Raw genomic sequence first — 19757 nt, 5'->3', positions numbered from 1 at the left:
GGTCACTCCAGGCCAGAGCTGGCCGACCGCTAGGCTTAGCCACGTGTTTGAATCCCTGTCCGACCGGTTGACCGGTGCGCTGTCAGGTCTGCGCGGCAAGGGCCGGCTGACCGACGCCGATATCGACGCCACCGCCCGCGAAATCCGCCTGGCCCTGCTCGAGGCCGACGTGTCGCTGGCGGTCACGCGCGAATTCATCGGCCGGATCAAGGAACGCGCCAAGGGCGCTGAAGTCTCCGGTGCGCTGAACCCGGCTCAGCAGGTCGTCAAGATCGTCAACGAGGAGCTCGTCGGCATCCTCGGTGGTGAGACGCGTCAGCTGGCGTTCGCCAAGACCCCGCCGACCGTCATCATGCTGGCCGGTCTGCAGGGTTCCGGTAAGACCACCCTCGCCGGCAAGCTGTCGAAATGGCTTGCCGAGCAAGGGCATACACCGCTGCTGGTGGCCTGCGACCTGCAACGCCCCGGCGCGGTCAACCAGCTGCAGATCGTCGGTGAGCGGGCGGGCGTCAGCGTCTTCGCCCCGCACCCGGGCGTCTCGCCCGACGGGGTGAGCATCGACCAGATGACCACCGGCGACCCGGTGTCGGTTGCCGCCGCGGGTCTGGCCGAGGCCAAGGCCAAGCACTTCGACGTCGTGATCGTCGACACCGCCGGCCGCCTCGGTATCGACGAGGAACTGATGGCCCAGGCCGCCGCGATCCGCGACGCCGTCAAGCCTGACGAGACCCTGTTCGTCCTCGACGCGATGATCGGTCAGGACGCCGTCACCACCGCCAACGCCTTCCGCGAGGGCGTCGGCTTCACCGGTGTCGTGCTGACCAAGCTGGACGGCGACGCCCGCGGTGGTGCCGCGCTGTCCGTGCGTGAGGTCACCGGTGCGCCGATCCTGTTCGCCTCCGCCGGCGAGAAGCTCGAAGACTTCGACGTCTTCCACCCCGACCGGATGGCCTCGCGCATCCTCGGCATGGGTGACGTGCTCACCCTCATCGAGCAGGCCGAGCAGGTCTTCGACCAGAAGAAGGCCGAAGAGGCCGCCGCCAAGATCGGTTCGGGTGAGCTCACGCTGGAGGACTTCCTCGAGCAGATGCTGATGATCCGCAAGATGGGTCCCATCGGAAACCTGCTGGGCATGCTGCCTGGTGCCGGCCAGATGAAGGAAGCCCTGGCAGCTGTCGACGACAGCCACCTGGACCGGATTCAGGCGATCATCCGCGGCATGACTCCCGGCGAGCGGTCCGACCCGAAGATCATCAACGCATCCCGGCGACTGCGTATCGCGAACGGCTCCGGTGTCACCGTGGCCGAGGTCAACCAGCTGGTCGACCGCTTCTTCGAGGCCCGCAAGATGATGTCGCAGATGGCCGGCCAGATGGGAATGCCGTTCGGCCGCAAGAACACTCGTAAGGTCGCCAAGGGCAAGAACAAGCAGGCGGGCAAGGGCAAGAAGGGCGGTCGCGGGCCGACGGCGCCGAAGGCGGCGGCCAACCCGTTCGGCCTGGACCCGAGCGCGCTGCCGGGCGGTTTCCCGGATCTGTCGAACATGCCGCAAGGGCTGAACGAGTTGCCACCGGGGCTTGCCGATTTCGATCTGTCGCAGCTGAAGTTCCCGAAGAAGTAGTCCGGTGGCAGCGGCTTCTCCCGTCGCTACGCTCGCCCCGATGCACATTCGCGGTCGGGGCCTGCCCGACGGCGAAGAGGTGCAGTGGTGGATACACGACGGAGTGCTGTCGGCTGAACCGGTAGCCGGTGCCGAGACGATCTTCGACGGTGGCTGGATCATCCCCGGTCTGGTCGACGCGCACTGCCACGTCGGGCTCGGGCCGGGCGGCGCCGTCGAACTCGACGAGGCCGAGCGCCAGGCCCAGACCGAGCGCCAGGCCGGTGCGCTGCTGCTGCGCGACGCCGGATCGCCGGTGGACACCCGTGCCTTGGACGACCGTGACGACCTGCCGCGGATCATCCGGGCCGGACGGCACCTGGCGCGGCCCAAGCGCTACCAACCCGGGCTGCCCATCGACATCGAGGACGAGTCGCAGCTGCCGCAGTATGTCGCCGAACAGGCCCGCCGTGGCGACGGCTGGGTGAAGCTGGTCGGCGACTGGATCGACCGGGGAGTGGGCGACCTGGCCCCGCTCTGGTCCGACGATGTTCTCAAGGCCGCCATCGGCGCCGCCCATGCGAACGGTGCCCGGGTCACGGCGCACGTGTTCGGCGAGGAGGCGCTGTCGGGCCTGATCAACGCCGGCATCGACTGCATCGAGCACGGCACGGGGATCACCGATGACATCATCGAGCTGATGCTCGCGAACGGCACCGCGCTGGTGCCGACGCTGATCAACATCGAGAATTTCCCCGGCATCGCGGAGAAGGCCACCAAGTTCCCGGCGTACGCCAAGCACATGCGCGATCTGTACGCGACGTGCCCGCAGCGGGTCGGTGCCGCGCACGAGGCCGGGGTGCCCATCTACGCGGGTACCGATGCCGGCGGCATGATCGCCCACGGTCGCATAGCCGACGAGGTCGCAGCCCTCGGCCGGGTGGGGCTGAGCCCGACGGAGGCGCTGGGCGCGGCGAGCTGGGCCGCTCGTGCGTGGCTCGGGCGGCCGGGCCTGGAGCACGGTGCGTCGGCCGATCTCGTCTGCTACGCCGACGACCCGCGGTTGCCGGGGGTCCTCGACAACCCCACGCTGGTGATCCTGCGCGGCCGGGTCTACTGACTCAGGTGTATTGGCTGAATCCCCAGTCCAGCAGCTGCCGTGCCTGGGGGTAGAGATCGCCGGTGCCGAACATCTGCACCACGACCAGCCGGTGGTTCCCGCGTTGCGCAGCGCCGACGTACGTCTTGCGGGCCCGGTCCGTGTAGCCCGTCTTGCCGGCGAAATCGCCGGGGTATCCGGTCAACAGCTCGTTCTGGCTGGTGAGAGTCCGGCCAGGGAACTGCGCCGACGTCTGCCGGAAGATCTCGGCGATCACTGGATAGGTCAGCGCCGCCCGGTAGATCACCCCGAGATCGCGTGGTGTGGTGATCGATTCCCAGCCGGGTCCGTCGAGACCGGACGGCGAGCCCGCGCGGGTGCTGCGGGCGCCGAGTGCGGCGGCCTTGCGGTTCATGGCCGCCACCGTGACGCGTTGCCCGCCCAGCATGTCCGCCAGCATGTTCGCGGCGTCATTGCCCGACACCATGAGCAGGGCGTCCAGCAGCTGCCGCGCGGAGTACACCTGGCCGGGCTTGAGCCCGACGCACGAGCACTCCACCTTGGTGTGTGACTCGTTGGCCCGTCCCAGCGCATCGGGTCGCAGGTTGTCCAGTACGACCATGGCCAGCAGTGGCTTGATGGTGCTGGCCGGTGCGTACGAGCCGCCCGGGTCCTGCGAGGCCAGCACCTGACCGGTATCGAGGTCGGCGACCAGCCAGGCCTTGGCCGGGCCGTTCGCCAATGCCTGTGCGCCCGTGGGCTGCCCGGTGGGTTCGGCCCCCGCGATGGGAGTTGCGATCGGCGCCGCTAGTAACGCGCTGAGGGCCAGCGCGGTCGCCGTGAACAGTCTGCGCACGAGCGCCGACGCTACGGACGCCAGGCTGCGATCAGCTCGCGCCGAGATTCCGGTCGGGTATCGGTTACCCGTGTATTTCCCGTCGCTCCGCTCGCCTACAGCGAACCGACGCTGACCGAGCGGTCCTGCGCGAAGCCCCAGTCCAGTAGCGCGGAGGCCTGATCCCAATAGGTCGGACCACCTTCGTGGACCATGCCGTACATCATCGCGATGACCAGTCGGTGGCCACCGCGGTCGGCGGCGGCGACGTAGGTCTTCTTGGCGGCGTCGGTGAATCCGGTCTTGCCGCCGATGGTGCCCGGGTAGCGCTGCAGCAACTGGTTTTCGTTGACGATCTGCTCGTTGCCGTTCTTGCCCGGGAACGTCGCGGCGGGCTGCGCGGTGATCTGCGCGAAGTAGGGGTTGGCCATGGCGGCGCGGAAGATGATGGCCAGGTCGCGCGGTGTGGTCCAGCCCGACCCACCGGCACCGTCCAGACCGGACGGAGTGGCGGCATGAGTGTCGACGGCACCGATGGAGGCGGCCTTCGCGTTCATCTTGGTGACCGCGGCGTCGTAGCCGCCGATCATGTCCGCCAGGGCGTTGGCGGCGTCGTTGCCCGAGGCCAGCAGCACCGCGTCCAGCAATTGGCGGGCGGTGTAGACGTGTCCGGGGACGATGCCGACGCAGTTGCACTCGACCTGCGTGTCGGCGACCGTGCCGACGACGGTCGCGTCCAGGCTCGGCAACTCGCCGAGCGCGGTCAGCGCCAGGAGCGTCTTGATGGTGCTGGCGGGCGGATGCCGCAGGTCCATGTCGCGGCCGGCGAGAATCTGGCCCGAATCCATGTCGGCGACGATCCAGGCCGGGGCCGGTCCCGCCGGAATCGGCATGGTGCCGGCCGGCTGGATGTCGGGGTCAGCGGCCGCCGTCGGCGACGCGACGAGGAGCACGAGCGTCAGGGCCGCCATGACGGCGGTTACGAACCTTCCCATGGGGCCAGCAGCCTACTGGTCGAACCTGGACGGTGCCGATCCGCCGCGACTCGTTGGCCCCGGCGCCGGGCGGGCGCGGTGCGTGCGATGCGGTACGAGCCTGCAGGGTGCACGCGGCGGCGCCGAGAACCAGGCCGCACACGGTCAGCCCCGACAGCCGATCACCCAGCGTGATCCAGGCCATGACGCTGGCAGCGGCAGGGATGACCGCGAACAAGATGGATGCGGCGCGCGCCCCCGACTGTTTGATGCAGACGGCGTACAGCGTTGTTGCCCCCACCGACGAGACCACCACCATGATTGCGAGCAGTGTGATCGCGCGTGGCCAGTCCGTGCACGTCATCGGTGCCGATGCCGCGGCGATGCCCGCCAACGGGGTGGAGGCAGTCAGCCCTATCGCTGTGACGGCCATCGGATCGGCTCCGGCACAGTGCCTGCCTTGATAGATGCCGCCGACGGAGAGGCCCGCCATCGCGATCACAACGGCGATGATCGGGAATCCTGCGTCGTGGTCCTGCACGATCTTCGGCGCGCAGGCCAGTAGGACAGCGGCGGTTGCCAGGACGAGCGCCGCAACTCCTCTTCGGGATTCTCGATGAGCCAGCAGCGCAGCCATCAATGCGGCGGTCACAACCGGGTTCAGCGCTATCACCAACGACGCGAGGCCGGCTGACACGCTGTGAGCCAAACCCCAGTACAGGCTCAGGAATTGGACACCCTGGGTGAGCAGTCCCGCGATGATGGCGTGCCCGACCTGGGTCCGGGTTGGAAGCGGCTGTCGCCGGACGGCAAGGATTGCCCACAGGACCACCGCAGACGCGGCAAACCTCAACACGATCACCAGGAACGGCGACATCACCGACACGGTGGCGGCCCCGATCGGATAGCCCGCGGCATACAACAGCACCGTGGGCGCAGCGAGCCTGATCGACAGATGCTTGTGGTCCATGCGTTGAGCTTGTCGACGTTCCCAGGCCAACTCCATATTGTTCAAGCTTTGTGAACAATGACGTGGCAGACTGCGGACATGGCGACGCTCGATATCGCGGCACTGCGGTCATTTGTCGCCGTGGTCGCGTTCTCCGGCGTACGCCGGGCCGCTGCGGCGTTGTACTTGTCGCCCGCCGCGGTCAGCGGGCACCTGCGCCGGTTGGAACGGGAACTCGGGTGCCGACTCGTCGTGGGCCAGGGTCGCGGTATCGGGCTGACCAGCGACGGTGAGGAGCTGGCAATTCGTGCGCGGCTGATTCTCGAGGAACACGACGAAGCGGTTCAGTCGTTGCGCGGTCCGCAACCGGATGAATTGCTCGTCGCCGCAACCGAGCACGCAGCCGAATATCTCGTACCAACCGTGACGAACGTGCTGGCTGGAGTGTTCCCCGACAAACACATCCGGCTGCGCCTCACGCGCAGCGCCCAAGTACGTCGGCTTGCCGATGACTCGCGCGCGGATGTTGCCTTGATGCTCAATCAGGCCAGCCGGGGCAGTCAATCGGTGGCGTCGCTGCCGCTGCAGTGGGTCGGTGTTGACGATGCACCTCGGGATAACGTCGTGCTGTTCGAAAGGCCTTGCGCAGTACGCGATCTGGCGATCGCAGCCCTGGGTACGCGTCGGCACCGGGTGGTGAAGGAGTGTTCGAATCTGGCGTCCGTGCTGACCACCGTCCGCAACGGTGCCGGTGTCACGGCGCTCCCGCGCACCGGACCGATCCCACACGGACTACACCGGGTGGAGGACCTCCCCACTATTCCCAACGTGGAGCTGTATCTCGCTCTGAGTCATCGGGTCGACGAGCGCGCGAGGGCAACGCTGGTCGGTTCGCTCCGCATTGCGCTCGCCGACCGGGCGGCGCCATAGCGGTCTGACCAACGGCAGGGTCTGGGGAGCGCGACTATGCAGCCCTTCCGCGCGCCCGTGGTGTTCAATCGGAGCATGCTGAGCCTCGAGGAGATCTCGGACCGCCTGGAAATCCAACAACTGCTGGTCGCGTACTCGACGGCCATCGACACGCGCCGATTCGATGATCTGGCCCAGGTTTTCACGCCCGACGCCTACATCGACTACCGCGCGATGGGCGGTATCGACGGGCATTTCCCCGAGGTCAAGGACTGGTTGGCGCAGGTGCTGCCGAATTTCCCGGCCTATGCGCACATGCTCGGCAATTTCGACGTCACCATCACCGGTGACACCGCCAAATCGCGCACCATCTGTTTCAACCCGATGGTGCTGCCGGCCGCGAATGCCGACACGCAGAGTCAGGTGCTGTTCTGCGGTCTCTGGTACGAAGACGAGTTCCTCCGTACCGCCGAGGGCTGGCGCATGACGCGCCGCGTCGAGACCAAGTGCTTCGACCGCGTCGTCTGACGCCGAGCGGCCAGTTGTGACACGGGATCCTCGCGAATCCGTGTGATAATCCCCCGCAAGCGGGAGGTACCCCCAGGCCGAGTCGGCGGCGCCGGGGCCGGATTTGGGCCGGTCGCGGCTGCTCTGGCAGAATGGTCGGCTGTCTGTCCGCGACTCGTTCAATGCGTCGCGCGGCGGTCACACACGTGAGGCAAGACCGGACCGGGCAATCCGCCCGAGTCGCTGAATTGCAGCGTGGCAATCATCAGGAGAAGTGCAGAACATGGCTGTCAAGATCAAGCTCACCCGGCTTGGCAAGATCCGCAACCCCCAGTACCGCATCATCGTCGCCGACGCGCGCACCCGCCGCGACGGCCGCGCCATCGAGGTCATCGGCCGGTACCACCCGAAGGAAGAGCCGAGCCTGATCGAGATCGATTCGGAGCGCGCGCAGTACTGGCTGGGCGTCGGCGCACAGCCGACCGAGCCGGTCGCCGCCCTGCTGAAGATCACGGGTGACTGGCAGAAGTTCAAGGGCCTGCCGGGCGCCGAGGGCACCCTGAAGGTCAAGGAGCCCAAGCCTTCCAAGCTGGACCTGTTCAACGCCGCGCTGGCCAACGCCGACGCCGCCCCCGGTGGCGAGGCCGTGACGCTGAAGAAGCGCAAGGACAAGAAGGAAGAGGCAGCTGAGGCTGCTGCCGAGACCGAGGCTGCTGAGGCCACCGAGGCCGAGGCCGAAGCGCCCGCCGAATGAGCAGCGTCGTCGTCGACGCCGTAGAGCACCTCGTCCGCGGAATCGTCGACAACCCTGACGATGTCCGGGTCGACATGGTGACCAGCCGCCGCGGTCGCACCGTCGAGGTGCACGTGCACCCCGACGACCTGGGCAAGGTCATCGGGCGCGGCGGCCGTACGGCCACTGCGCTGCGGACTCTGGTTGCCGGTATCGGTGGCCGGGGTATCCGCGTCGACGTGGTGGACACCGACCAATAAATATGGACCTCGTGGTCGGCCGCGTCGTCAAGGCGCACGGCATCAGCGGCGAGGTAGTCGTCGAAGTACGTACCGATGATCCCGGCGAGCGTTTCTCGCCGGGATCATCGTTGCGTGGCAAGCCGGGAGCCCGGAATCCTGGCCCCGAACGCACCTATGTCGTCGAAACGGCGCGGGAGCACGGCGGCCGGCTATTGGTGCGCCTTCAAGGCGTGACCGACCGCAACGCGGCAGATGCGTTGCGCGGCACCCTGTTTCTGGTGGACTCCGCCAGCCTGCCGCCCATCGATGAGCCCGACGAGTTCTACGACCACCAACTCGAGGGCCTCAAGGTCCGCACCGTTGACGGCGTCGAGATCGGTGTGGTGGCCGAGGTGCTGCACACTCCGGGTGGCGAATTGCTTTCCATCCGAACGGAATCCGGTGCCGAGGTGCTGGTGCCGTTCGTCACCCACATGGTGCCGACGGTGTCGCTGGCCGACGGTCTGGTGGAGATCGATCCGCCCGACGGTCTGCTCGAGTTGGACTGACTCTCATGCGGATTGACGTCGTCACCATATTCCCGGCGTATCTCGATGCGTTGCAGCAGTCCTTGCCGGGCAAGGCGATCGCCAATGGCACAGTCCAACTCGGTGTGCACGACTTGCGGAACTGGACGCACGACGTGCACAAGTCGGTGGACGATTCCCCGTACGGCGGCGGACCCGGCATGGTGATGAAAGCGCCGATCTGGGGCGCCGCTCTCGATGAAATCTGTACGCCTGAAACAGTTTTGGTGGTCCCGACGCCGGCGGGCCGGTTGTTCACGCAGGAGCATGCGCACCGCTGGACGGGCGAGAAGCACCTGGTGTTCGCCTGCGGCCGCTACGAGGGCATCGACCAGCGGGTCGCCGACGATGCGGCCAAGCGGATGCGGGTCGAAGAGGTGTCGATCGGTGACTACGTGCTGCCCGGCGGTGAGTCCGCCGCGCTCGTGATGATCGAAGCTGTGGTGCGGTTGCTGCCCGACGTGCTGGGCAATCCGGTGTCGCACCAAGATGATTCGCATTCCGCGCACGTCGGGGGAGTGCTGGAGGGGCCGAGCTACACCCGGCCACCGGTCTGGCGTGACCTCGAGGTGCCTCCGGTGCTGCTGTCGGGGGACCATGCCAAGGTGGCCGCTTGGCGCCGCGAGCAGGGCCTGCAGCGGACGCGGGAGCGCCGCCCGGACCTGCTGTCCGATTAACTGATCTAGCTGATCCGCCCGCTCGGGAACATCGTCTTGACGGCATTGGTGATCGTGGTGCGTGCCGTAGCGTCATCGGTGGGTTGCAACGAGCCGATTGCGATGACGTAGCGGCGGTCGGCGCCGACCACGCCGGTGGACATGTGCATCCAGTTGTTGCCGTTCCACTCCGGCATCCAGCCCTGCTTCACCGCAACCGGTTCGCCGTACAGGCCGTCGGGAATGCCGAAGCGCTGCGGGTAGCCGTCGGCGCCCGACGGCGTGGACGCGGCCAGATTGGCCAGGATGATGCTGGCCCGCTCCGGGGGCAATCCGCCGGTGCCGTTCAGCAGCTGGTCGTAGTAGTGCACCAGGTCGGTCGTGGTGCTCATGGTGTTCCACCACTTGCCGTCGTAGGGCACCGACGTCCCGGTCAGCCCGTAGCGGGCCGCGACGCGGCTGACGACGCTGTTGCCGCCGCTGCGGTTCCAGAAGACCTCGGCCGCGGAATCGTCGGACGACCGCAGCATGGTGTCCAGCGACTGGCGGTCGGCGGCGGTGAGCTCGATCTGGCCCTTGGCCTCCTGCAGCAGCAGATCGTCGGCGATGAACAGCTTGGCGACCGACGCGATGGGCATAGCGGACGTGTTGCCGGTGGCGATCAGCTGGCCGGTGTCGCGATCGAGCACCGCGGCGCTGATCGACGCGCCGGCTGCCGCGGCATCGGTGGTGGCACTGCGTTCGCGGGCGTCGAGACCCGCCAGGGCCGCAGCGGGTTCGGCCGCCGGGGCCTCCGGCATCTCCAGTGCGGTGACGACCGGCACGACGGTCAGCGCGATCCGGTTCGGCGGCGCGGCCCCGTAGACCTTCGCCTCGCAACCGGCTGTGAGCATCACCGTTGCCGTGGCAGCGGTGATGGTCAGCAGCTTCAACTGCTGCGGGCGCATTGGTCTCCTAGCATCACGATGGATAAAATTCTGGTTGTTCAGCCTAACGGGTAAAGCTGTGTTGGGTGTGACGTCTGTGACCGTGCCGCATGTGATGTCTGCTGCATCGGCCCCGATGGGGTCACGATTTCGTCACCCGGCGGCGGTCTGGCACAATTGAGCAGTTGTCCGCGCTGGGCGCGGGGTCGGCGTCTGTTTCGGATGTGTCCCCGCCCGCTGCGGCATCCGCCCAAGTACGTCCGTAAAGAGAATGGCTTTTCCGCCGCGCCGCATGGCGTCCGGCGGATGTGGCCCGCGAGTTAGCAAGGAAGTGTCACCGATGAAAACGCTGGACTTCGTCGATCAGGCGTCGCTGCGCGACGACATCCCGGCCTTCAACGCCGGCGACACCCTCAACGTCCACGTCAAGGTCATCGAGGGCAACAAGCACCGCATCCAGGTGTTCAAGGGCGTCGTGATCCGTCGTCAGGGTGGCGGCATCGGTGAGACCTTCACCGTCCGCAAGGAGAGCTACGGCGTCGGCGTCGAGCGGACCTTCCCGGTGCACTCGCCGAACATCGACCACATCGACGTCGTCACCCGCGGTGACGTCCGTCGCGCCAAGCTGTACTACCTGCGCGAACTCCGTGGCAAGAAGGCCAAGATCAAGGAAAAGCGCTGAGTCTGTCCGGCGATTTTTCCGCCGAACTGACTAGCCTGGTGCCGTGACCGGCCCAAGCGAAGACAGCAGCACCTCGGACAGTCCGACGACGGACGACGCCGACACGACAGCGACCGCCGACGCGGCTGGCACGGCCGACGAGGCCGATGAAAAGCCGAAGTCGAAGCTGGCTGCGCTGCGCGAAGGCGTCGTCCTCGTCGTCACCGCGGTGCTGCTGTATTACCTCGTGCTGACGTTCGTCGCGCGGCCGTACCTGATTCCATCGGAGTCCATGGAGCCCACACTGCATGGCTGCAGTGGCTGCGTCGGTGACCGGATCATGGTCGACAAGCTGACCTATCGGTTCGGCACGCCCGAGCCCGGCGACGTCGTGGTCTTCAAGGGCCCGCCGAACTGGAACATCAGCTACAAGTCGATCCGTTCGGACAACCCGACCATGCGCTGGATCCAGAACGCGCTCTCGGTCGTCGGCTTCGTACCGCCCGATGAGAACGATCTGGTGAAGCGCGTCATCGCGGTCGGTGGACAAACGGTGCAGTGCCGCAACTCGACCGGCTTGACGGTCGACGGCAAGAAGCTCAACGAGCCGTACCTGGACCCGGCGACGATGATGGTCGACCCGGCGACCGACCCCTGCCTCGGCAACGAGTTCGGCCCGGTGAAGGTGCCGGACGGGCGGCTCTGGGTGATGGGGGACAACCGCACTCACTCGGCCGATTCGCGCGCCCACTGCACGAACACGCCGGACGACGCCATCAACGCGCTGATGTGCACCGGAGACCCGATCGCGGGCACAGTGCCGGTGGCCAATGTGATCGGGAAGGCCCGGTTCATCGCGTGGCCGCCGTCGCGCTGGGGCGGTGTGGTCACGGTCAATCCGCAGACCGGTCAATAGGTTTCTTCAGTGCCCGCTTGGCCACCTCGCACGGTGATCCGCAAGTCCGCGGGCCTGCGTACCTTGGAGTCCGCGCTGTACCGCGGCGGGCTGGGGCCGGTGGCTGGGGTCGATGAGGTCGGCCGCGGGGCCTGTGCCGGTCCGCTCGTCGTCGCGGCCTGTGTGTTGGGGCCGAACCGGCTGGAAAGCCTGGCGGCCCTTGATGATTCGAAGAAGCTGAACGAAGCTGAACGGGAACGCTTGTTCCCGTTGATCCGGCGCTACGCGCTGGCGTACCACGTGGTGTTCATCCCGTCGGTCGAGGTGGACCGGCGCGGGGTGCACATCGCGAACATCGAAGGCATGCGCCGCGCCGTCGCGGGCCTGCCCATGCGGCCGGGCTACGTGCTCTCCGACGGGTTCCGGGTACCGGGCCTGTCGGTGCCGTCGCTGCCGGTGGTCAGCGGGGACGCCGCAGCCGCGTGCATCGCCGCGGCCAGCGTGCTGGCCAAGGTCAGTCGCGACCGCCTGATGGTGGAGATGGACGCCGTACACCCCGGCTATGGGTTCGCGGTCCACAAGGGTTACAGCACTGCCGCGCACACTGCGGCGCTGGCCGAGCTGGGCCCGTGCCCCGAGCACCGGTTCTCGTTCGCCAATGTGCGCAAGCTGGCTGCCAACCCGGCGATAGGGCAGCGCTGCCGATCCGGGTAGGGAAAAATGGGAACTAGTCGCCAATCCGAACAAGACATGGCTCTGCAAAACCAAGTAAACAGAAGGACCGCTGACCTGATGAGTCTGTGCCGATGAGTGCCGAGGATCTCGAGAAGTATGAAACCGAGATGGAGCTCTCGCTGTACCGCGAGTACAAGGACATCGTCGGGCAGTTCAGCTACGTCGTGGAGACCGAACGCCGCTTCTACCTGGCCAACAGCGTCGAGCTGATCCCGCGCAACGCCGACGGCGAGGTCTACTTCGAGCTGCGCCTGGCTGACGCCTGGGTCTGGGACATGTACCGGCCGGCGCGGTTCGTCAAGCAGGTCCGGGTCATCACCTTCAAAGACGTCAACATCGAAGAGGTCGAGAAGCCCGAACTGCGCCTGCCCGAGTAACCCCGGCGGCACCGCTGATGGGTCAGCGGTAGCGCAGCTCGAGGCGCCGGTGCCGGCGCACCATGAGGCTGGGCACCCATTCGGCGTCGGCCAGCTCGAACCAGTTGGTGGCCTCGAGCAGTGTGGTGATCCCGATGCGGGCTTCCGTGCGGGCCAGCGCCGCACCGACGCAGAAGTGCAGACCCTTCCCGAACGCCAGGTGATTGCGTAGGTTCGGCCGGTCCAGCTGCAGCTGGTCGGGGTCGTCGAACGCGGCCGGGTCGCGATTGGCCGAGCCCCAGAGCAGCAGCAGGTGACCGTCTTTGGGCAGCGGCACACCGGCCAGCGTGGTGTCGGTCCGGATGTGCCGGTGATGGTTGCGGAACGGCGACTCCAGCCGCAGCGTCTCCTCCAGCAGAGCGGGCACCAGTTGCGGGTCGTTTCGCACCTGTTCCTGGACGTCGGGCTGGGTCGCGAGCAGTCGGGCTGCGTTGCCCATCAACCCGGCCGTGGATTCGCCGCCGGCACCGACCAGTTGGATCAGCATCAGCACCGCCACCTCGGTTGCGATGGAGCCGTCGGCCACCGCGCGGGCGAGGTCGCCGAGCAGGTCGTCGCCGGGGTTCGCCTGGGCTTCGGCGAACTTGGTGTACAGGTAGCCGGCGAGTTGCGTCGACGTCTCGACCGCGGTGCCGATGTGCTCGAGATCGAAGACGCCGCTGAGCAGTTCGGTGCTGCCGTAGCCCCACTGCACCAGCTGCGGCACGTCGTCGTCGGGCAGCCCGATGAGCCTGGCCACCAACGTCATCGGCAGTCGGTCGCCGATGGCGGACATCCACTCGATGCGGCCGTCCACCGCTGCGTCGAACCAGAGTTGACGCGCGATGTCGGCGATCGCCGGCTCGAGGGCGCGGATCCGTTTGGCCACCAGGGCCGGCAGCACCAGTTTGCGTTCGTGCGCGTGCCGCGGGTCGTCGCCGGTGGCGAGTACATGTCCTGCGGTGTCGACGCCGCCCATGTCGAAGGTCCCCGGTTTGGAAGACCCAGCCTGGGTTCCGTCATTCACCAGTGTGGCGGTCAGGTTTGAGGAGAAGTCCTCCGGGCGGCTGACTGCCTCCTGCACGGCATCCCACGTGGTGGCCAGGTAGAAATCGGTGCCGGCCACCCGGTGCACCGGTCCGGCGACCCGCAGTTGCGCATAACAGGCATACGGATCGTCCAGCGTGGACGGGCTGAGTAGGTCTGAAACTAGTTGCACGCCTTGAGCTTTGGTTGCCGGAAACCGCATGTCAAGGACAATTTCGGGCTGTCTCACGCACGGTCGACGAGCTGCGGCGATGCGGACGATTCCGGAAAAATCGTCTCGCGACGAGACACATTTCTAGTTTAGTATCACAAGTATGGACTGGCTGATCGGCGCCGATCGCCGCGACGCGGGCGTCGAACGCATCTATGCCGCCGCGGCGGCCAGCGCTGCTGCCCACGGCCTGGACCGGTTGAACATCGACGAGGTCGCCGCGAGCGTGGGCTGTTCGCGCGCCACGGTGTACCGGCACGTCGGCGGCAAGCAGGCGCTGCGCGACGGGGTGTTGGCCCGCGCGATCATGCGGGTCGGGCAGGAGATCGCCCAGGCGGTGTCCGGGCAAACCGGGCCGGAGCGGGTCGCGGCCGCGGTGCTGTCGGCTGTCCGGGTGGTCCGGGCGGACCCACTGGCCTCTGGTTTGGTGCGTTCGGGAGCCCTGGTCGACTTCGATTCGCTGCGCCTGGCGCAGGCGGCGGGCGAGCTGTCCGGGGTCGCGGATCCGCTTCTCGCGGACTGGATCGTGCGGGTTGTGCTGTCGTTGCTGTGCTGGCCATTGGCCGACGAAAAGGCCGAAGAGCTGGTGGTACGCCGGTATGTGGCCGCGGTAGCCGGGCCGGTGGGCCGGAAGTGACTATCCCGACAGGCGGTCATGACTAGGGCCTTTGCGGCAATAGATTGTTAGGCTAAGCAGATGGCAACCAAGCCGCCGAGCAAACCGTCGCTGGCAGCGACGAGTTGGACGCTGCTCGGCATGTTGTCGTACGAAGAGGAAATCACCGGCTACGACATCAAGAAGTGGATCGACTGGAGCGTCGGTTTCTACTACTGGAGCCCGTCCTACAGCCAGATCTACACCGAGCTGAAAAAGCTTGAGGGACTTGGCTATCTCGAGTCCCGCGTCGAACAGGACGAGGGCCTGCGCACGCGTCGCCTGTACAGGATCACCGAGGCCGGTATGGCCGCCGTGACCGACTGGACCAACAACGCGCCCGTCGACCCTCCGGTACTCAAACACAGTGTGCTGCTGCGGGTTACGTTCGGCCATCTGAGCAACCCGACCCGGCTGCGCGAGCTGCTGGAGCAGCATGTCGCCTATTGCGAGGCCATGGAGCGGCAGGCCGCCGAGGACTCCGACGGTGCCAAGGCCCAGCCGGTGTGGGCCTATTCGGTGATCGCGCTGCGCTGGGCGGCCAAGTACTACGCCGCCGAGCGGGAGATGGCACTCGAGCTGATGAAGGACATCGACGAGGCCGACGCGGTGCTGCAGACCGCAGCGAAAGGTGTTGCGGGCATGCCGCGTTCGATGCCTGGCCTATGGCGCGAGGTCGAACGCGAAGTTCAGGGGCGTCACGACAGCTAGCCCGGGGATTCCCGCGGGGCGTCGCTAGAGGATGTCGACGATGTCGTTCTTCATGGCCTCGGCGTCGGTGCCGAAAACCGCTTGGACACTGTTGCCGACCTCGATGACACCCGCGGCACCAAGCCTTTTCAGGTGGTCTTGATCCACCTTGCCCTTGTCGGCGACTTCGATGCGCAGGCGGGTGATGCATGCATCGACGTTGACGAGGTTTTCCCGGCCGCCGAACGCCGCGATCACTTGCTCTGCCCTGCTCGCGGTCACCGTGGCCGCCGGCGCGGTCAGTGTCGCGGTCGCGGCGCCGCCGACGACCACCGCGGTGGCGGAGTCCGTACCCTCTCCGAGGTTCGCCTGCTCCTGCGCCTCGAATTCGGTTTCCGGTTCCCGTCCCGGTGTCCGCAAGTCCCACTTGGTGATGGCGAATCGGAACAGCACGTAGTAGACGACGAAGAAGACAACGCCCATGCCGAGCAGCAGTGGGATGTTCTTCGCGGCCGGGGCCGTGCCGTAGAGGAGAAGGTCGGCCAGCCCGGCGGAGAACGAGAAGCCCAGGTGGATGTCGAGCAGATACGCGATCGCCAGTGACAGCCCCGTCAGCACCGCATGGATGACGTAGAGCGGGAACGCCACGAACATGAACGCGAATTCGAGTGGCTCGGTAACGCCGGTCAGCAGCGCCGTCAGCGCCGCCGCCGACAGGATGCCGACGGCGACCTTCCGCTGTTTCTTGTTCGCCACATGGATCATCGCCAGGGCTGCGGCAGGCAGCCCGAACATCAGAACCGGGTAGAACCCCGACGTGAAGATGCCCGCTGTCGGGTCGCCCGCGGCGAAGCGGGTGAGTTCGCCGGTGACGACGTGGCCGTCGGGAGTCTGATAGTCGCCGTAAAGGAACCACACGTACGAATTCGGGATGTGATGGAGTCCGAGCGGAATCAGCATGCGGTTGGCGAACCCGTACACGAAGGCGCCAAGGGCGCCCGAGCCGCCGATGAACTTGCCGAGGCCGGTCAGGCCCGCGTCGAAGAACGGGTAGCAGTAGCTCATCGCGAACGCGAGGAACAGGCAGGTGACTGACACCACGATCGGGACGAACCGCCTGCCCCCGAAAAATCCTAGGTAGGAGGGCAATTGGATGGTGTGGTAGCGGTCGAAGAGCCACGCGGTGAGCAAGCCGACCACGATTCCCGCGAAGACGCTGTAGTTGATCTGGGCCTGGGCGCCGGCCTTGTCGACCTCGCCGGCGAGCACGACGGGCGACATGGTCTTGAACACCGCTTGCACCACGAGGTATCCGACGACGGCGGCCAGTGCTGTCGAACCGTCCGCCTTCCTGGCGAATCCGATGGCGACACCGACGGCGAACAACAGCGGGAGGTTGCTGAAGATCGCGTCACCGGCAGCGCTCATCGCGTGGAAGAACGGCCCGATGACGGGAGCCTTGATCTTGCCCAATAGATCGTCTTGACCCAGCCGGAGCAGGATTCCTGCCGCGGGCAGCACCGCGATCGGCAGCATGAGGCTCTTGCCGAGCCGCTGCAACTGCGCGAAGCCGGGAACGCGCACGCCCGACTTCTCCTGCGCACCTGTAATTTTCGGTGTGCTGCTCATGTGCGGGACCCTCTTCTGCCGCAGAAACGCCGCCCGGCGCGGAAGTTGTGCGGAAGCTTAGACGAGAACGCATGGCTGTGAGATCGCGTTCGGCGGCGCTCGTATTGTTGGAGCCCACGAGCAGAGGAGATACGGCAGTGAGTCAGACATCAGTTCTCGCCCCGGTCGCTGGGCGTGCGGTTCTGCTCGAGGACGTTCCGGACCCCGTCTTCTCAGCGGGCATGGTCGGCTACGGCGCCGCGATCGACCCGCCGCGCAGGGTGATCGACGCGGTCGCCCCGGTCAGCGGCAAGATCTTGAAGTTGATGCCGCACGCTTACGTCGTCCTGGCCCCGGACAACGTGGGCGTTCTTGTGCACCTCGGCTTGGATACCGTGGCGCTCAACGGCGCCGGTTTCACGGCTCATGTCAGCCAGGGTGACGATGTCGTCGCGGGTCAGGTCGTCATCAGTTACGACGTTCCTGCGATCGAGGCGGGCGGGCTCAATCCCATTGTCGCCGTGGTCGTCATGGACGAACGCGTCCCGGAGAACGTGACGCTGTCCGACGCCGTTACCTTGGGCGCGGACATCGATTCCGGGGCACACCTTTTCACTGCGAACAAGACTTCGCGATGACCGGTGCGCAGTGCCATGGATCGTGGGACATTGTGCCCGGGGGCACGGAAGGATTGACCGATGGCTGATCGCAATGTGCTCGGTGCGCCGCTGGAGCCGTGTGGCACCGAGCCGCTGACCGGCTTCTACCGCGACGGCTGCTGCTCGACCGGGCCTGAGGACGCCGGCCTGCACACGATCTGTGCGGTCGTCTCCGCCGAGTTCCTGACGCACCAGCGCTCGATCGGTAACGACCTCTCCACGCCGATGCCGGAATATCGGTTTCCGGGGCTGTCGCCGGGGGACCGCTGGTGCGTGACCGCGGTGAACTGGCTTCGGGCGCACCGCGACGGGTGCGCGGCACCGGTGGTGCTGGCCTCCACCCACGAGCGGACGCTGGAGGTCGTGCCGCTCGAGGTGCTCAGGGAGTACGCCGTCGATGTGCCCGACGATCTCGGCGGCCTCTGAGCTCTACAGCTTTCCGGCCGCGTCCCGTCCGGCGATGTAGCCGTAGACCAGACCCTGTGCGATGGTCGCGCCCGCTCCCGGGTACACCGCGCCGAAGGCGTTGGCCGCGGTGTTCCCCAGCGCGTACAACCCTTCGATGACGCCGCCGTCCTCGCGTTGCACGCGTCCGCGATCGTCGGCCACCACGCCACCGCAGGTGCCGAGATCGCTCAGCGTCATCTTCACCGCGTAGAACGGACCCTTGACCAGCGGGCGCAGGTTCGGGTTGGGCGTCACCGTCGGGTCGCCGTAGTAGCGGTCGTACGCGCTGAGTCCGCGGTCGAAATCAGGGTCGATGCCGGCGGCCGCGCTTTCGTTGAACCGCGTCATGCTCTGCTCGAAATCGGCGACCGGGACGCCCATCTGCGCCGCCAGGTCGGCGAAGTTGGTGGCCTTGGCGGCGATACCGGCCTGGTACCAGGACTTGGGCAGCGGCATCCGCGGGAACGAGCCGGCGGCGAAGACGTAGCTGTTGCGGTACTTCTGGTCGAACACGATCCACATCGACTCGACAGGGGTGCCGGCCAGCTCGAGTTCGAGCACTCGCTGGCCGAACGACATGTAGTCGGTCGACTCGTTGGCGAAGCGCTTGCCGTCCTGATCGACGATGAGCGAGCCGGGCAGTGAGCGCTCGGCCAGCAGCACGGCCGGCGGGCGGCCGTTGGCCGACGCCACCGCCGGGAACCACCAGGCCTGGTCCATCAACGCCGTGGCGGCACCCAGATCGGTGGCGGCCCGGATGGCCTCACCGGTGTTGGAATCGGCGCCGAGGCTCTCGTGGTCGCCGAGCGAATCGGACTGGTACTTGTGGCGCATCGCCATGTCGTGGTCGAAGCCACCGGCCGCCAGCACGACACCGCGGGTGGCGGTGACGGTGAGCTCGCGGCCCGCGTGCGACAGCACGGCGCCGGTGACGCGCCGGCCGTCGCCGGTCAGCCGGACCAGGGAGGTGTCGGTCCAGATCGGGATGCCGGCCTGCAGTACACCGGCGAACAGCCCGGCCGCGAGCGCCTGTCCACCGGCGATGTACTCGCGGCCCAGCAGCTTGCCGCCGACGCCCTGTGCGAGCCGTTTCGCGATGAGCGGCAGGCCTTTTCGCGGCACCCGCGTCATCAGGTTCATCCACTTGTAGTCCGCGCCGGTGGTCGGCATCGGGACCTTGACCTCCATGACGCCGCCGCGCAACCGGTCCCGGTACTCGCCGAGCACGCGGGCGTTGAGCGGGCGGCATTCGCAGGTGCGCCCGGTGGCCCGGCCGCCGGGCCGCTCAGGGTGGTAGTCCGAGTACTCGCGGGCCCAGAACAGCCGCATCGGGGTGGTTCGCCCCAGCATGTCGACGGTCGCGTTGACGTGCTTCAGGAAGCCGGTGGAGCGAGCGGCCGGTGCGGTCCCGTTCACCACGGCGTCGAGGTAGGTCGCGGCGCGATCAGCGGTGTCGGCGGTGCCCTTGTCGGTCAACAGGGGAGTGGTCGGCAGCCAGAGGGCGCCACCGGAGCGGGCCGTGGAGCCGCCGATGTCCGACGACTTCTCGACGACGAGGACGTTCAGCCCGGATTCATGACCGCTCAGTGCGGCGGCCAGGCCGGTGCCGGAACCGATCACCAGCAGATCGACGGTGGTGTCAGCGATGTCGAGGCCGGCCGGAATCGTGGCCGCGGCAGATGTCGTCACGGCCGCTAAGCGTATTGCGGCAGACGGTTTTCCGGCCTCGGGCATCCCTGCCAGCGGGATAACACGTGC

23 protein-coding genes are annotated in these 19757 nt (G+C 67.1%); 16 read left to right on the top strand and 7 right to left on the bottom strand.

Annotated elements, in window-relative coordinates; all coding sequences use genetic code 11:
• Positions 1-43: 43 nt before the first annotated feature.
• Both ffh and ACNO8X_RS19855 read left to right on the top strand, forming a co-directional pair.
• On the top strand, positions 44-1621 hold the full coding sequence (gene ffh, locus ACNO8X_RS19860; RefSeq protein ID WP_043393425.1) for a signal recognition particle protein: 1578 nt from the start codon (positions 44-46) through the stop codon (positions 1619-1621).
• A gap of 40 nt (positions 1622-1661) precedes the next feature.
• Positions 1662-2720 (top strand): amidohydrolase family protein, encoded by a 1059-nt coding sequence (locus ACNO8X_RS19855; protein WP_418002386.1) that lies wholly within the window; start codon positions 1662-1664, stop codon positions 2718-2720.
• A gap of 1 nt (position 2721) precedes the next feature.
• Here the strand turns inward: ACNO8X_RS19855 and ACNO8X_RS19850 are convergent, their stop codons facing one another.
• The 3 genes from ACNO8X_RS19850 to ACNO8X_RS19840 form a co-directional block, all read right to left on the bottom strand.
• Entirely contained in the window at positions 2722-3555 is an 834-nt protein-coding gene (locus ACNO8X_RS19850) for a D-alanyl-D-alanine carboxypeptidase family protein (RefSeq protein ID WP_043986783.1), read from the bottom strand.
• Positions 3556-3650: 95 nt separating this feature from the next.
• A complete protein-coding gene (locus tag ACNO8X_RS19845; RefSeq protein ID WP_418002385.1) occupies positions 3651-4529 on the bottom strand; it encodes a D-alanyl-D-alanine carboxypeptidase family protein in 879 nt (292 codons plus the stop codon).
• The gene (locus tag ACNO8X_RS19840; RefSeq protein WP_418002384.1) at positions 4453-5478 is read right to left on the bottom strand and encodes a DMT family transporter; all 1026 of its coding nucleotides are present in this window, start codon (positions 5476-5478) and stop codon (positions 4453-4455) included. The genes ACNO8X_RS19845 and ACNO8X_RS19840 overlap by 77 nt, the downstream gene beginning before the upstream one ends.
• Before the next feature lie 78 nt (positions 5479-5556).
• On the opposite strand from ACNO8X_RS19840, the gene ACNO8X_RS19835 reads away from it, so the two are divergent.
• The 6 genes from ACNO8X_RS19835 to trmD all read left to right on the top strand — a co-directional run bounded on the left by ACNO8X_RS19835 (position 5557) and on the right by trmD (position 9091).
• Positions 5557-6387: a LysR family transcriptional regulator gene (locus ACNO8X_RS19835; RefSeq protein ID WP_418002383.1), complete on the top strand. Its 831-nt coding sequence runs from the start codon at positions 5557-5559 to the stop codon at positions 6385-6387.
• 75 nt (positions 6388-6462) lie between these two features.
• Positions 6463-6894, top strand: coding sequence for a nuclear transport factor 2 family protein (locus ACNO8X_RS19830; RefSeq protein WP_418005967.1), 432 nt, complete (start codon positions 6463-6465; stop codon positions 6892-6894).
• A 262-nt stretch (positions 6895-7156) separates the two neighbouring features.
• Positions 7157-7627, top strand: coding sequence for a 30S ribosomal protein S16 (gene rpsP / locus ACNO8X_RS19825; RefSeq protein ID WP_029105754.1), 471 nt, complete (start codon positions 7157-7159; stop codon positions 7625-7627).
• Positions 7624-7866: an RNA-binding protein gene (locus ACNO8X_RS19820; RefSeq protein ID WP_003881089.1), complete on the top strand. Its 243-nt coding sequence runs from the start codon at positions 7624-7626 to the stop codon at positions 7864-7866. Before rpsP ends, ACNO8X_RS19820 begins: the two co-directional genes overlap by 4 nt.
• A 2-nt stretch (positions 7867-7868) precedes the next feature.
• Positions 7869-8396 carry a ribosome maturation factor RimM gene (gene rimM, locus ACNO8X_RS19815; RefSeq protein WP_418002382.1) on the top strand — a complete coding sequence of 176 codons (528 nt, stop codon included), beginning with the start codon at positions 7869-7871 and terminating at the stop codon, positions 8394-8396.
• 5 nt (positions 8397-8401) lie between these two features.
• Positions 8402-9091, top strand: coding sequence for a tRNA (guanosine(37)-N1)-methyltransferase TrmD (gene trmD, locus ACNO8X_RS19810; RefSeq protein WP_418002381.1), 690 nt, complete (start codon positions 8402-8404; stop codon positions 9089-9091).
• Between the two features lie 5 nt (positions 9092-9096).
• Here the strand turns inward: trmD and ACNO8X_RS19805 are convergent, their stop codons facing one another.
• Positions 9097-10017: a serine hydrolase gene (locus ACNO8X_RS19805; RefSeq protein WP_418002380.1), complete on the bottom strand. Its 921-nt coding sequence runs from the start codon at positions 10015-10017 to the stop codon at positions 9097-9099.
• 319 nt (positions 10018-10336) lie between these two features.
• Between ACNO8X_RS19805 and rplS the strand changes: the two genes are divergently transcribed.
• The 4 genes from rplS (at position 10337) to ACNO8X_RS19785 (ending at position 12664) form a co-directional block, all read left to right on the top strand.
• On the top strand, positions 10337-10678 hold the full coding sequence (gene rplS, locus ACNO8X_RS19800; RefSeq protein WP_133762512.1) for a 50S ribosomal protein L19: 342 nt from the start codon (positions 10337-10339) through the stop codon (positions 10676-10678).
• Positions 10679-10721: 43 nt separating this feature from the next.
• Positions 10722-11573: a signal peptidase I gene (gene lepB, locus ACNO8X_RS19795; RefSeq protein ID WP_418002379.1), complete on the top strand. Its 852-nt coding sequence runs from the start codon at positions 10722-10724 to the stop codon at positions 11571-11573.
• A gap of 9 nt (positions 11574-11582) precedes the next feature.
• On the top strand, positions 11583-12266 hold the full coding sequence (locus ACNO8X_RS19790) for a ribonuclease HII (protein ID WP_418002378.1): 684 nt from the start codon (positions 11583-11585) through the stop codon (positions 12264-12266).
• A 92-nt stretch (positions 12267-12358) separates the two neighbouring features.
• Positions 12359-12664, top strand: coding sequence for a DUF2469 domain-containing protein (locus ACNO8X_RS19785; protein WP_003893809.1), 306 nt, complete (start codon positions 12359-12361; stop codon positions 12662-12664).
• A 22-nt stretch (positions 12665-12686) separates the two neighbouring features.
• On the opposite strand, the gene ACNO8X_RS19780 is transcribed toward ACNO8X_RS19785, so the two are convergent.
• Complete coding sequence (locus ACNO8X_RS19780; protein WP_418002377.1) at positions 12687-13901, bottom strand: cytochrome P450; 1215 nt, start codon at positions 13899-13901, stop codon at positions 12687-12689.
• A 142-nt stretch (positions 13902-14043) separates the two neighbouring features.
• Here ACNO8X_RS19780 and ACNO8X_RS19775 point away from each other — a divergent pair, with 142 nt between their 5' ends.
• Together ACNO8X_RS19775 and ACNO8X_RS19770 are read left to right on the top strand one after the other, a co-directional pair.
• Positions 14044-14577, top strand: coding sequence for a TetR/AcrR family transcriptional regulator (locus ACNO8X_RS19775; RefSeq protein ID WP_418002376.1), 534 nt, complete (start codon positions 14044-14046; stop codon positions 14575-14577).
• Between the two features lie 60 nt (positions 14578-14637).
• Positions 14638-15306: a PadR family transcriptional regulator gene (locus ACNO8X_RS19770; RefSeq protein ID WP_418002375.1), complete on the top strand. Its 669-nt coding sequence runs from the start codon at positions 14638-14640 to the stop codon at positions 15304-15306.
• Positions 15307-15330: 24 nt separating this feature from the next.
• Here the strand turns inward: ACNO8X_RS19770 and ACNO8X_RS19765 are convergent, their stop codons facing one another.
• Positions 15331-16914, bottom strand: coding sequence for a PTS transporter subunit EIIC (locus ACNO8X_RS19765; RefSeq protein WP_418002374.1), 1584 nt, complete (start codon positions 16912-16914; stop codon positions 15331-15333).
• A 137-nt stretch (positions 16915-17051) separates the two neighbouring features.
• Here ACNO8X_RS19765 and ACNO8X_RS19760 point away from each other — a divergent pair, with 137 nt between their 5' ends.
• Positions 17052-17531: a PTS sugar transporter subunit IIA gene (locus ACNO8X_RS19760; protein WP_418002373.1), complete on the top strand. Its 480-nt coding sequence runs from the start codon at positions 17052-17054 to the stop codon at positions 17529-17531.
• Between the two features lie 60 nt (positions 17532-17591).
• Positions 17592-17978: a DUF2237 family protein gene (locus ACNO8X_RS19755; protein WP_043393462.1), complete on the top strand. Its 387-nt coding sequence runs from the start codon at positions 17592-17594 to the stop codon at positions 17976-17978.
• 3 nt (positions 17979-17981) lie between these two features.
• Here the strand turns inward: ACNO8X_RS19755 and ACNO8X_RS19750 are convergent, their stop codons facing one another.
• A complete protein-coding gene (locus tag ACNO8X_RS19750; RefSeq protein WP_418005966.1) occupies positions 17982-19733 on the bottom strand; it encodes a 3-ketosteroid-delta-1-dehydrogenase in 1752 nt (583 codons plus the stop codon).
• Positions 19734-19757: the final 24 nt, after the last annotated feature.

The organism is Mycobacterium sp. PDNC021 (assembly GCF_048282635.1).
GTDB lineage: Bacteria > Actinomycetota > Actinomycetes > Mycobacteriales > Mycobacteriaceae > Mycobacterium > Mycobacterium llatzerense.
Note: the sequence above shows the minus strand (reverse complement) of the source record. Positions and strands in the feature narration are given on the sequence as shown.

What these genes read in the sequence shown, in the direction of transcription:
- ACNO8X_RS19840 (WP_418002384.1), bottom strand. Translation starts at nt 5,478, where the DNA reads ATGGACCACAAGCATCTGTCGATCAGGCTCGCTGCGCCCACGGTGCTG.
- trmD (WP_418002381.1), top strand. Translation starts at nt 8,402, where the DNA reads ATGCGGATTGACGTCGTCACCATATTCCCGGCGTATCTCGATGCGTTG.
- ACNO8X_RS19830 (WP_418005967.1), top strand. Translation starts at nt 6,463, where the DNA reads ATGCTGAGCCTCGAGGAGATCTCGGACCGCCTGGAAATCCAACAACTG.
- ACNO8X_RS19770 (WP_418002375.1), top strand. Translation starts at nt 14,638, where the DNA reads ATGGCAACCAAGCCGCCGAGCAAACCGTCGCTGGCAGCGACGAGTTGG.
- ACNO8X_RS19785 (WP_003893809.1), top strand. Translation starts at nt 12,359, where the DNA reads ATGAGTGCCGAGGATCTCGAGAAGTATGAAACCGAGATGGAGCTCTCG.
- rplS (WP_133762512.1), top strand. Translation starts at nt 10,337, where the DNA reads ATGAAAACGCTGGACTTCGTCGATCAGGCGTCGCTGCGCGACGACATC.
- rpsP (WP_029105754.1), top strand. Translation starts at nt 7,157, where the DNA reads ATGGCTGTCAAGATCAAGCTCACCCGGCTTGGCAAGATCCGCAACCCC.
- ACNO8X_RS19820 (WP_003881089.1), top strand. Translation starts at nt 7,624, where the DNA reads ATGAGCAGCGTCGTCGTCGACGCCGTAGAGCACCTCGTCCGCGGAATC.
- ACNO8X_RS19835 (WP_418002383.1), top strand. Translation starts at nt 5,557, where the DNA reads ATGGCGACGCTCGATATCGCGGCACTGCGGTCATTTGTCGCCGTGGTC.
- ACNO8X_RS19765 (WP_418002374.1), bottom strand. Translation starts at nt 16,914, where the DNA reads ATGAGCAGCACACCGAAAATTACAGGTGCGCAGGAGAAGTCGGGCGTG.
- ACNO8X_RS19775 (WP_418002376.1), top strand. Translation starts at nt 14,044, where the DNA reads ATGGACTGGCTGATCGGCGCCGATCGCCGCGACGCGGGCGTCGAACGC.
- ACNO8X_RS19755 (WP_043393462.1), top strand. Translation starts at nt 17,592, where the DNA reads ATGGCTGATCGCAATGTGCTCGGTGCGCCGCTGGAGCCGTGTGGCACC.
- ACNO8X_RS19805 (WP_418002380.1), bottom strand. Translation starts at nt 10,017, where the DNA reads ATGCGCCCGCAGCAGTTGAAGCTGCTGACCATCACCGCTGCCACGGCA.
- ACNO8X_RS19855 (WP_418002386.1), top strand. Translation starts at nt 1,662, where the DNA reads ATGCACATTCGCGGTCGGGGCCTGCCCGACGGCGAAGAGGTGCAGTGG.
- ACNO8X_RS19845 (WP_418002385.1), bottom strand. Translation starts at nt 4,529, where the DNA reads ATGGGAAGGTTCGTAACCGCCGTCATGGCGGCCCTGACGCTCGTGCTC.
- ACNO8X_RS19750 (WP_418005966.1), bottom strand. Translation starts at nt 19,733, where the DNA reads ATGCCCGAGGCCGGAAAACCGTCTGCCGCAATACGCTTAGCGGCCGTG.
- rimM (WP_418002382.1), top strand. Translation starts at nt 7,869, where the DNA reads ATGGACCTCGTGGTCGGCCGCGTCGTCAAGGCGCACGGCATCAGCGGC.